General features: G+C 72.1%; 9 protein-coding genes. 7 read left to right on the top strand and 2 right to left on the bottom strand.

The features are described 5' to 3' along the window. The first annotated feature begins 143 nt into the window (after positions 1 to 143). The 3 genes from HW445_RS01575 to HW445_RS01565 are packed head-to-tail and all read left to right on the top strand — an operon-like array spanning position 144 to position 2136. Complete coding sequence (locus HW445_RS01575) at positions 144 to 446, top strand: hypothetical protein (RefSeq protein WP_180219215.1); 303 nt, start codon at positions 144 to 146, stop codon at positions 444 to 446. Beyond that, positions 443 to 1369, top strand: a complete 927-nt coding sequence (locus HW445_RS01570; RefSeq protein WP_180219214.1) for an ABC transporter ATP-binding protein — start codon at positions 443 to 445, stop codon at positions 1367 to 1369. Before HW445_RS01575 ends, HW445_RS01570 begins: the two co-directional genes overlap by 4 nt. Then, positions 1366 to 2136, top strand: coding sequence for an ABC transporter permease (locus HW445_RS01565; protein ID WP_180219213.1), 771 nt, complete (start codon positions 1366 to 1368; stop codon positions 2134 to 2136). The genes HW445_RS01570 and HW445_RS01565 overlap by 4 nt, the downstream gene beginning before the upstream one ends. A gap of 260 nt (positions 2137 to 2396) precedes the next feature. Here the strand turns inward: HW445_RS01565 and HW445_RS01560 are convergent, their stop codons facing one another. Next, positions 2397 to 3869, bottom strand: a complete 1473-nt coding sequence (locus tag HW445_RS01560; RefSeq protein ID WP_218956462.1) for an MFS transporter — start codon at positions 3867 to 3869, stop codon at positions 2397 to 2399. Positions 3870 to 4489: 620 nt separating this feature from the next. Between HW445_RS01560 and HW445_RS01555 the strand changes: the two genes are divergently transcribed. From HW445_RS01555 to HW445_RS01540, 4 genes are all read left to right on the top strand, one after another. Further along, a complete protein-coding gene (locus tag HW445_RS01555) occupies positions 4490 to 8494 on the top strand; it encodes a helix-turn-helix domain-containing protein (protein WP_180219212.1) in 4005 nt (1334 codons plus the stop codon). Positions 8495 to 8679: 185 nt separating this feature from the next. Continuing rightward, complete coding sequence (locus HW445_RS01550; protein WP_180219211.1) at positions 8680 to 9069, top strand: peptidase inhibitor family I36 protein; 390 nt, start codon at positions 8680 to 8682, stop codon at positions 9067 to 9069. A 45-nt stretch (positions 9070 to 9114) separates the two neighbouring features. Further along, a complete protein-coding gene (locus HW445_RS01545; protein WP_180219210.1) occupies positions 9115 to 9786 on the top strand; it encodes a CHAP domain-containing protein in 672 nt (223 codons plus the stop codon). 268 nt (positions 9787 to 10054) lie between these two features. Then, entirely contained in the window at positions 10055 to 10660 is a 606-nt protein-coding gene (locus tag HW445_RS01540; protein WP_180219209.1) for a hypothetical protein, read from the top strand. A 386-nt stretch (positions 10661 to 11046) separates the two neighbouring features. Here the strand turns inward: HW445_RS01540 and HW445_RS01535 are convergent, their stop codons facing one another. Continuing rightward, positions 11047 to 11397: a hypothetical protein gene (locus HW445_RS01535; RefSeq protein ID WP_308798101.1), complete on the bottom strand. Its 351-nt coding sequence runs from the start codon at positions 11395 to 11397 to the stop codon at positions 11047 to 11049. Positions 11398 to 11446 lie beyond the last annotated feature (49 nt).

Here is an 11446-nt window from a genome sequence, read left to right as displayed (position 1 = left end):
GCCGGCGCCGTGCCCGTCGCCGCGCTCGCCTCGACGGGCGTCGTGCTCCTGCCTCTGCGGGCCGGACTTCGGCGCGCCTGGCGCACCTCGTCCTCCCTCCTCCCGAATGACAACGCACCGACGAACGAGAACCACGAACTCCGATGAACGCAGATCTCTCCTCCATACCGACCCCCGCGCTGATCGCACTCGGCGTGATCCTGGTCCTGCACCTGGCCCTCGCCCTCCTCTGCCTGGCCCTGCTCGTCCGCACGCCGGCCGACCGACTCGTGTTCGGGCGGAAGTGGCCGTGGGTGCTCATCGTCGTGGGCGTCAATCTGATCGGTTCGATCCTCTTCCTGGCGCTCGCCCGACGCCCCGCCGCGGTCGAGGAACAGCTGCCCGACCCGGGCCCGGCCGGTGCCGAGCGAGTCGTGCGCAGTCTCTACGGAGAGGACCGGGGATGACGGCCGCCATCGACATCCGCGGCCTCGTGAAGACCTACGGCCGCCACCGGGCACTCGACGGCCTGGATCTCCGGGTGAAGGCAGGGTCGGTCTTCGGATTCCTCGGCGCGAACGGAGCCGGGAAGACGACGACGCTGCGCACCCTCCTCGCGCTCGCCCGCCCGACCGCCGGCACAGTGAGTCTCTTCGGGCACGCACCGGGCAGCGCGGCGGCACGCGAACTCGTCGGCTTCTGCCCCGACGTGCCCGGCTTCCTTCCGTGGATGACCGCCCGCGACGTCCTGGAGAGCAGCGCGAGCCTGTTCCGGTTGTCCCCCGAGACCACCCGCCGCCGGGTGGGCGAACTGCTCGATCTGGCGGGACTGCAGGACAACGGGGCGCGGGTGGGCGGGTATTCGCGCGGGATGCGGCAGCGGCTCGGGCTCGCCCAGGCGCTCGTCAACAGTCCGCGACTGCTGCTGCTGGACGAGCCGACCTCGGCGCTCGACCCGCTCGGCCGCCGGATGGTGCTCGACCTGCTCACCGAACTGCGCGGGCACACCACCGTCTTCTTCTCCACCCACCTGCTGCCCGACGTCGAGCGGGTGTGCGACAGCGTCGCGATCGTCCATCAGGGCAAGGTGGCGGCGAGCGGCACCCTCGACGAGGTGCGCGCCGCACTCGGCGGTGCCAAGCACCGTGTCCTCGTCACGGTCGACGACCGCGACCGGCTCCGCGCCGCGCTCACGGGACGGTCATGGGTCGTCGCGGTCGCCGAATCGGAGATGCCCGACGAGCTGCTGCTCTCCGTCACCGACATCAGGGAGGCGTCCCTGCGCCTGCCCGCCGAGATCGCCGCCCTCGGCCTGCGACTGCACCGCCTCGAACCCCGTGAGGCGAGCCTCGAGGACGTCTTCATCGACATGGTGGGAGCACGCCGATGAGCGCCGTCGTACCGCTGCTGCGCCTGCGCGGACGGGAGATCACCCGCACCTGGCGCCTCTGGCTCCTGCCCGCCGTGACGGTCTTCCTCGCCGTCACCTCCCCGCTGCTCGCCCGGTTCACCAACGACCTCCTCGCCGCCGCCCTCGGCCCCGGAGCGGACGGCGTCGTGCTGGCCGATCCGACCTCCGCGGACGCCTACGCGCAATGGACGAAGAACCTCACACAGCTCGTGGTGTTCGTCGTGATCGTCATGGCGGCAGGCGCGATCAACTCCGAGGTCCGCTCCGGACACGCGGCCCTGCTGCTCGTGAAGCCCGCGAGCCGCAGCGCCTACGTCCACACCCACGCGGTGGCGCTCATCGGATTCATCACCGTGACCGCGTTCGTCGGCGCCGGGACCGGATGGCTCACCACCCGGGCGATCTTCGGGGAAGCGGACCTCGCGCCGATCTTCGCCGCCACCGCCGTCTGGGCGGTGCTCGCCGCGGTGCTCGTGAGCGCCTCGCTCCTCGCCTCGGCGACGATCGACGCCGCCGCGGGAGCGGCCGGAGCCGGGATAGGCGCCTACTTCGTCCTCGTGATCCTCGGTGCGATCCCGTGGCTCGCGGAGTACACCCCGGCCGGACTCCTCCCGCTCACAGGCGCGATCGCCACCGGCACGCAGGAGGCGGACCACACTCTCTGGTGGCCGATCGGCACCGGCCTGCTGCTCGCCGCGGCCCTGCTGGCCATGACGACGTCCATGTTCCGACGACGGGAGCTGTGACCAGGGTCTTCGCCACGCCGGCCTGTCTCGGTACATCCCGGCGCACGGCGTCAGGGCTTGCTCCTGCCGGGATGTCAGCCCTTTCGACGGAGGACACGGACTTGGTGCCGCCGGACCGCCTGTGCGTGGCGGTCGTCCTCACCTCGGCTCCAGCTCCTCGCGCCCTCGCCGCATCAGCCCCCTGCCCGCGCCAAGGGCGGCCGTTGTCGCACACACGGCACAAGGCCGCCCCTGGCTCCGAGATCCTTCCTGCTGTGTCGTCAGTTCCTCGTGTGCCGCGGGAGGAGGAACATCAGCGCCCACATCACGAGGAACGCCCCGATGACGTAGCCGATGGCGCCGGTGAAGGCATCCGTGACGACCGCGCCCCGGCTGCCTGCGGGGGCGTGCGCGAAGAAGAGCACCGAGGTCAGTGCGGTGCCGACCGCCATGCCGAGCTGGGTCGCGGTGTTGTAGAGCCCGGACGCGGACCCGGCGAGATCATGGGCGACGCCGCTCAGCGTCATCTCGGCCAGCGTGGCCCCCACCATGCCCGCGCCGAGACCGAGGACGAGCATCGGGACCACCGAGGCCGCCCACGGCAGTCCGGTGCCGTACGTGACGACCGACCAGGCGTGGACGCCGAGCGCCGCCGCGGCCAGCAGAGCACCGCCCTGCGGTGCACGGCGTCCGAAGCGGGCGGCGAGCAGTGCTCCGGCCCACGCGCCGCCGAGCTCGCCGAGCGAGGCGGCTGCGAATCCGACCGCGGCCTGCCCTGGGGACAGGCCCAGACCTGCCTGCATGAACAAGGTCCAGATCAGGAAGAAGACCCCGGACAGCAGCCCGAAGACCAGTGCCGTGGTCACTCCGCCGCTGAAGGCCCGGCTTCGGAACAGGCCGAGGGCGACCAGCGGGTCGCGGCCGCGTGATGCCCGGACCCGCTGCTGGAGGACGAAGCCCGTGAGGACCAGCAGACCGGCGAGCAGCGTCAGGACCCTCCACGTCTCCGCACGGCCGTGCCCGCCCCCGGCGGTCAGCGGCCACACCACCAGCAGGAGCCCCAGGGCCGACAGCACCACGCCGAGCGGATCGAGCCGCCGCGCGCCGTGCTCCGTCGACTCCGGCAGGTGACGGCGTCCCAGCAGCAGGACTGCCAGGCCGAGGGGCACGTTGATCAGGAAGACGGTCCGCCAGCCGAGGCCGAACAGGTCCGCCCCGGTGAGCGCCGCGCCGAGCACGGGCCCGATGACACTGCCCAGCGACAGCACGGTGCCGTACAGGGCGAACACCCTGCTGCGGGCGGCCGCGTCCGTGCCGTCGTGGGTCACATGGAGGACCGCCAGTACCTGCGGGACCATCGCCGCGGCCGCCGCACCCTGCAGCAGCCGGGCGGCCACCAGCGGCGCGGGCTCGGTGAGGGTGCCGCACAGCAGCGAGGCGAAGGTGAACACGGCGGTGCCGGCGAGGAAGACCCGTCTGCGTCCGTGCAGATCGCCCAGGCGCCCGCCGGTGACGAGCCCCAGGGCGAAGGTCAGCGCGTAGGCGGCGTGGATCCACTGCACCTGGGCGGTGGTGGCTCCCGTGCTCGCCTGGATCGACGGCAGCACGGTGTAGAGGAGCGAGCCGTCGAGGGTGCTCATCAGCTCAGCCGTGAGCACCACGGCCGTGGTGACGCGGCGCATCCGCGCCGACGCGGCGCCGCCGGCCGATGGCTTCCAAGGCGGAGGCGGAAGGGTGTCGGTGGATGTGGACATGAGGACGTCGGTCCTGTTCTGCGGGAAGGGACAGGGCAGGCCAGGGCATGCCCGCGCACCCGGAACGGTGACCGGAAAGGCGACAGGGACCGCGCCCTCGAAGGGGCGGCGGCGGAGGCGGATGCGACGGAACCCAGGCCGACGGAGCGCACCGCTGAGGAAGGCGTCGGCGACGTCACACCCCCGCTGCGGACAGCGGGCCGGAAGGACGCACGACACCTCGGCATCAGCGGCGGTCAGGCCTGGGCGATACGCGTCACCTCACGACGTACGGAAGAGCGGAGAAGGGGAGCGCGGCGTTCGCGCATCCTCGGCAAGCATACGGGCAGCTCTCGGCGACGGTTCGGCCGCCGGGGCGAGGTCCGCGCCGTAGGGACGGCGGCCGGTCCGCGCCGACCGGCTTGCACTGGCCGGGGGCCGGTCCCGGCGATGCCGGCCGCGCGGCCGGTGTCCGCCACGTTCACGGCGGCCTGCTCGGCGGGGTCCGAGCGCCGGCCTGCAGTCCTGAGCTACCGCCGCCCAGATGCGGGGCCGTCAACCGGGCATGGCGGTACGGGGGTCTGTGAAGTCGGGGAAGACCGTTCCGCGTCCCCTCCGGTCACTGTCCGCGTTACCCGGTCATGAGCGACAACACGACGGACGACGGACCCAAGGTTGGCGGAGCCGCGGTCAACAACGGCCATGGGCCGGCTGTCGAGCTCGGCCAGGAGCTGAGGCGTCTGCGGGAGGCGCGGGGCATGTCCCTGGCGCGGCTGGCGGCATCGATCCACTACACCAAGGGCTATCTGTCCCGGGTGGAGACCGGGCACAAGCCCTTGTCGGCGGCCATGGCGGCGAGCTGTGACGAGGTGCTGGACACCGGCGGGGTGTTGACCGGGCTCGTGGAGGCCAGCCTGCCGGAGCAGCGTCGCCGTGGTCCGCACACCGAATGCCCCTACCGTGGACTGGCCGCCTACGGCGCCCAGGACGCCCGGTGGTTCTTCGGGCGGGAGCGGGCGACAACCACCCTGGTCGGGCTGCTGACCCAGCGGCTGGAGGATCCGGGCCCGGTGATGGTGGTCGCCGAGTCCGGCAGCGGCAAGTCGTCCCTGCTCCAGGCGGGGCTGGTGCCGGCGTTGCGGCGAGGGGTGCTCGCCGTGCCCGGAGCGCACCGCTGGCCGGTGGTCACCGTGCGGCCCGGTGGTCGGCCGGTGCGGGAGTTGTTGCGGGTTCTCGCCGGCGTGATCGGGGAGAGCGTCGCGCTTCTGGAGGAGGCGCTGGACGCCGGGCCGGACGAACTGACCCGTGTGATGGGGAGAAGGATCGTCGCGGGGGAGCCGCACCGACGGGAACGGGGTCAGGTCCGACTGGTGTTGCTGGTCGACCAGTTCGAGGAAGTCTTCACCCTCTGCCACGACGAGGCCGAGCGGGCCCTGTTCGTCCGTGCCCTGCATGCGCTGTCGACGGTTCCGCTTCCCCCTGACCCGTCCGGTGGCATGTGCACCGCAGGAGGGCGGGAGGCGTCCGCCGCCGTTCTGCTGGTCGTCGGCATGCGGGCCGACTTCTACGGCGCCTGCCTGACCTACCCGGAACTTGCTGCCGCTCTCCGCGACGGGCAACTGCCCCTGGAGCCGATGCGGGCCGACGAGGTGCGGGAGGCGGTGTGCCGGCCCGCCGAGGCGGCCTGCCTCGAACTGGAGCCCGGACTCGTGGAGCTGATCCTCCAGGATCTGGGTGCGGTCACCGCCGGCGACCGCACCCAGGACGAGGGCCGCGGCTGCGAACCCGGCTCCTTGCCTCTGCTGTCGCACGCGCTGCTCGCCACCTGGCAGGAACGCCGGGGCGAGGTGCTGGCGGTGGAGGGGTACAGGCGGGCCGGCGGCATCGCCGGTGCGGTCGCCGCCACCGCGGAACGTGCCCACGCCCGGCTCCCCGCCGACCGCCGGGCGGCGGCGCGGGCCGTGCTGTTGCGTCTGGTCCGGGTCGACGAGGACGGACGAGCGACCCGCCGGCACGCCACCCGGGAGGAACTCCTCCACGGCACGGGCGGAGCGGCCGCGGCGGAAGTGGTGGAAGAGTTCACCCGCGCCAGGTTGCTGACCAGCGACGACGGGACGGTCACCCTCGCCCATGAGGCCGTGCTGCGGGCCTGGCCCCGGTTGCGGGAGTGGATCGAGGCCGACGCTGTGGCGTTGCGAGCCTGGCAGCAGTTGGCCGCCACCGCCCGGCAGTGGGCGGCGGAGGGATACGACCCGGCGTTTCTGCCGCGCGGCAACCGGCTGAACGCCGTCCGTGAGGCGGCGGAGCATCCGCTGGCGGTGGTGGGAGAGACCGAACGGGCGTTCCTGGCCGCCGCGGAGGCGCAGGAATCCGCCGAGCTGGAGCGGGAACGCCGGCGGTCCCGGCGACTGCGCCGGCTCATCGTCGCCCTCGCGGTCCTTCTGGTGCTCGCCCTGATCAGCACGGGCGTCGCAGTGCAGGAAGGACGCAAGGCGGTGGCCGGTCATCGGGAGGCGACCCTCAAGGGGCTGTTGGCGGAGCGGAACACTCCTGCGGTCGCGGCGAGCTCCGAGGCCTCACTGCTGCTCGCGGCCGCCGCCTGGGGAATGGCACGCACCCCGGACTCGGCCGGCGCCGTGCTCAGCAGCCAGGCCGACCCCTACGTGGGCCGGTTGATCGGCCATCGGTCCAGGGTCCGAGCGGTCGCCTGGTCCTGGGAGCGAAGCGGCGAAGGCGACTTCGGTGGGCGGAAGGACGAGAGCCGTCGGAGCGACCGAAGCGACCAAGGCGACCGCAACGACCAGGACGGCCGCAGCGACCAGGACGGCCGGAACGTCCTGCTGTCCGGCGGATGGGACGGAAAGGTGCGGGTCTGGGACGCGTCCGCCCGACGCCAGCTGCGGAGCATCCCGGACACCGCCCCCATCCGCGCACTGGCCACGGCACGGGACAGCGACAGGATCGTGTGGGGGAACGACACCGGGCACGTCAGCATGATCGAGAACCTTCGGGACCGGCACCCGGTCCGTCTCCCCGGCGTGCACGGGTCCCAGTACCGGATCACCGATCTCGCGATGTCCGACGACGGCCGGACCGTGCTGTCGGTCGCCGAGGACGGCCTGGTCGACGTCGTCCGCGACGCGGGCACCCATGAGGCGCGCTCCCGGCACCTGCTACTCCATGTCCCCCTGCTGGCGGTGGCGGTGGCACCGGACGGCCGCAGGGCCGCCGTCGCCGGGAAGAAAGGCCGCCTGTGGCTGCTGGATCTCACCACGATGACGACCCGGCCGCTGGACAACACCTCCGCGGAACAGATCTGGGCGCTGGCCTTCACCCCCGGCGGGGACCGGCTGATCAGCGGCGACTGGAACGGGAACGTGGTGCTCTGGAACGCCCGGAGCGGGAAACGGGAAGGGCACCTGAACGGCCTGAAGGACTCCGTCCTCGATCTGTCGGTGTCCCCGGACAACCGCTACCTCGCGGCGGCAGGCCACGAGGACACCGCCACGGTGTGGGACCTGGCCACCGGGCGGCAGCTCACCACCCTTCGCAGCCACCACGGCTTCGTGAACGCCGTCGACTGGTCGGCCGACGGACGGACGCTCGCCACCGGCGGCGACGACGGGACCGTACGCCTGTGGACGCCTCTTGACTCGCTCGGCGTCCTGGACCGGAGCGCGCCCTGGACCGACGCGGCGCTCAGTCCCGACGGAAGACTCCTCGGCCTTGCGGGCAAGGACGGCACCGTGCGTCTGGCCGACCCACGGCGGCGCACCGCACGGATCCTGGGAACCTTCGACGGCGAGGCCCGCGCGGTCGCCTTCAGCCACGACGGCACCCACGTCGCGGCCGGGGACGAGAACGGGCGGGTCAAGGTGTGGCGCACCGCCGACCCCCAGGCCCGTCCGGTCAACGAATGGCGTGGTCACCGGGAGCCGATCACCTCGATCTCCTTCCGCCCCGGTGACCGCCGCACCCTCGCCACGGCCAGCGAGGACTACCGCGTCGGCCTGTGGGAGCTGCGGGAGCGGGAAGGCGGCCGGCCCACGGAGCTGCCCGCCCTGATCGGGCACGACGACGGCGTCTTCCGCGTCCTCTTCCTCGACCGGGACACCCTGGTCACCGGTGCCCTCGACACCGAGGTGCGTGTGTGGCGTTTCCACGACGCCCGCTCGATCCTGCGCCTGACGGAGCACCGGGACAACATTCGCGGCCTGGCCGTCAGCCGGCGCGGCCTGCTGGCCACTGCCAGCCGGGACGACAGCGTGAAGCTGTGGGAGCGGCCCTACGGCAAGGTTCCGGCACGGACGCTGAACGGGCATCGAGGCCCTGTCGTCTCTGCGGCCTTCAACCCCTCCGGCACCCGGCTGGTCACCACCGGCGACGACCACACCGTCAACGTCTGGGACGTCGCCACCGGCCGCCTGGAACTCTCCCTGACCGGACACCGTGCTCCCGTCTCGGCGGCGTACTTCCTCGGGGACGACGGGCCGGTGCTCTCGGTGGCGGAGGACGGGAACGTCCTCCGCTGGAACCTGGACGCCGACACGGTGTTCCCGCGGCTGTGCCAGAAGGTCGGCGGGGTCGGGCCAAGGGCATGGGAGCTGGCACTGCGGGGCGTCCCGTACCGGCCCGGCTGTCCCTGACCTGAGGGCGATCGCCCCAGGTGGGGCGGGGTTTACCGGATTCCCGCGGACGGAGGGAGCCGGGAAACCCTGTTCCGCCGTGGCCGTGGCGGCCGAGACTCCGAAACAGTCGGTGCCGCCGGCGTCCCGCCCCTTCCGAGGCCGGGAACCGACCGGACCCCTCGGGAAGAACCAGGAGAGCCCACATGAAGCATCGTCGTACCGTCCTCGCCCCCGTCCTGGCCGCGCTGGCCGCCGGCGCCCTTGTCGCTCCGTCGTCGGCGGCCACCGCGCAGCCGTCCACCCCCGGATCCCGGGCCGCCGCCTTCGGCTGCCCGGAGGGATTCGTCTGCCTGTGGGAGCACGCCAACGGCAAGGGGAAGGTGTACCGCTTCCAGTGGGGCGCCACCGACCTCGACGACCTCGGCTTCGACAACACCGCCAGCTCGTGGTCGAACAACCGGCGGAAGGAGAAGGCATGGTGCCTCTACCCCGAAGCCCACTACCGCGGCACCCCCCTCCGCCTCGGCTCCGGGAAGTCGGGCAACTTCGCCGCCGCTCGCGACGACTGGGCCAGCTCCGTGGGGCCCTGCTGAACCAGCGGCGACGTCACCACCCGCCGGGAAGGCCCGAAGCACCTGATGAACGCCACCACCCTGCGTCGCCCCGTCACCGTCCTCACCGGCGCGCTCCTGCTGGGCGCTGCCGCCGCCACCGTCCAGGTCACCAAGCCGACGGCCGCTCCGGCTGCCGCCCGGCCGGTGGTGGCACCGGCGGTGCCGGGCCTCGGGGCGGACCGGCAGCACATCGTCCTGCGCGCCAACCAGGCCTTGGTCGAGCCCACCCGATACCGGCTCACGCGGGGCGGAGCCACTCGGCTCAGCAAACCCTCGGGCGACGACAACCACCTCGGCGGCAAGAACTACAACGAGTACAACGACTTCAGCGGCCAAGACTGGTCCGGCCACTTCGCCGCCGCGATGTGGACCGGGCAGGACCCACCCGCACGCTATTGGCACCCCCGGCAGTGGCGGACCTCGACGGGGGACCGCTATCACCGCTACACGCCCCGCTCCCTCCCGCGCCCCGGTGACGTCCTGGTCTGGGATAACCGGGGCGACGCGAGCTCCGGCCACGTCGCCGTGGTCACCGCCGTACGGGGCCGGGCCATCACCACCGTCGAGGGCGACGCAGGACGGGGCGCCGACAGCGTGCACCGGCACACCTACGACTGGGGGGACCGGCGCAACACCCGTTTCCCGGGGCCCTACCTCCCGAACAAGGACTTCCGCGGCTTCTCCGCCCCGTCCTGACGTCGGTCAACCGCACAGCGGTCAACTGTCCGACCACCGTCACCCTCTAGCGCGAAACACCAGGCCACCAGGGGTTTTCCGTACCCCGAGAGCAGGAGAAAACCGGGAAACCCTGGTCCGCCCCGGGTGATCCCTCCGAGACTTCAACCGACCACCGGTCACCCCTGGTCATCTCTGATTCACCCCAGGTCACCTCGGGTCACCACGGACCACACAACCGGCCCCACGACATGTGGCGCCGCGAGAACAATGCCAAGGAGGCATCTTCATGAAGCTTCACCGCGCCCTGCACCTGCCCGCCGCCACCACGATCCTCGCAGGTGCCCTCCTCGTCGGCGGCGTCGTCTCCGGCCCGGCGACCGCCCACTCGTCCCCCGCCCGGCAGACCGCCACCGAGCAGTCGGCCGAATCCGCCGGGTCGCCGCGGGCCGCGCTGTCGACCCGGGCGCAGACCTTGCAGCGTGCCAGGACCTGGCTCACCGCCAACAAGGGACGCCCGGTTCCCTACAGCCAGTCCGCCCGGTGGCGCGACGGCTACCGCCAGGACTGCTCCGGCTACGCCTCCATGGCACTCGGCCTGGCGAAGGGCCGCTGGGGCGGACCGAACACCGTGGCCCTGGCCCGCACCCGCAGCCTGACCCGCCCCATCGCGATGAGCGCCCTCAAGCCCGGTGACCTCGTCATCGACGCGGACGGCAGCAACAAGACGCGTCACGTCGTCATCTTCGAGAAGTGGAACAACCCCGCCCGCACCTCGTACACCGCCTACGAACAGCGCGGCTCCCACGGCACCACCCACCGCTCCCTGCGCTACGGCCTGAACGCGAACGACCAGTTCGACGCGTTCCGCCCCGTCCAGTACGGCAACAACTGACCACTCGCCGGGATGGACTTCCGGGGGCGCACCCGGGCGGGGCGCCCCCGGAACTCGGACCACGGACGGAGTCGGGAAGGGCCGGTGGCGGTTTCGACTGGACGGAGGTTCTCCTCGACGAAGCAGTGGTTCCGCCGTCGCCGGGACAAGCCGCGCGCCGTCGGGCGGGCCTGGACCTCCGCCCGTGACAGCCGACGGTTCGCCACCGCCGGCGATCTCGACATCGACCGAGCCTGCGTTTCCACAGTTCGGCGTGTCAGCGGCATAGCGCTGACACTTGCCGGGTACCGCGGGGGCACAGGGTGATCAGCGCAAGTTCGGCAGACACCAGACGAAGAGCACCAGCCCGGTCAAGGTGCGGACCCCTCAGTACAGGGAACCGGGATCTACCGACTGGGAGCGGCAGCAACCAGCAGGGCAGCGAGCACAACCGGAGCCGCCGCCTGGTAGCCGACCCATACCTCTCCCCCGGCGCCACCGCCTCGCCATGCCACCAGCAGACCGGCAAGCGTCGCCAGCATCCAGCCGCTGTCATAGACAACCATCAGCCGCATATAGGTGCGCACCATACGGCGGTGCACGTATCTGATCTCTATCACGCCGCTGACCAGCAGGGCCGCACCGGAAACGGCCAACAGCCAGACAGGCACGCCGAGCAGGTGACCGAGCCAGACGGCGCCGACAAGGAAGATCACACCGAGCAACACCTTGAAGACTCCGTCGCCGATGATGCCCACACGGCGGGCCCCTGCCGCTGCTGATGTCACGTTCCGAGCTTGGCTCACG

It is taken from the genome of Streptomyces sp. UH6, from assembly GCF_013421635.1.
In the GTDB taxonomy this organism is placed as follows: domain Bacteria; phylum Actinomycetota; class Actinomycetes; order Streptomycetales; family Streptomycetaceae; genus Streptomyces; species Streptomyces abyssomicinicus.
Note: the sequence above shows the minus strand (reverse complement) of the source record. Positions and strands in the feature narration are given on the sequence as shown.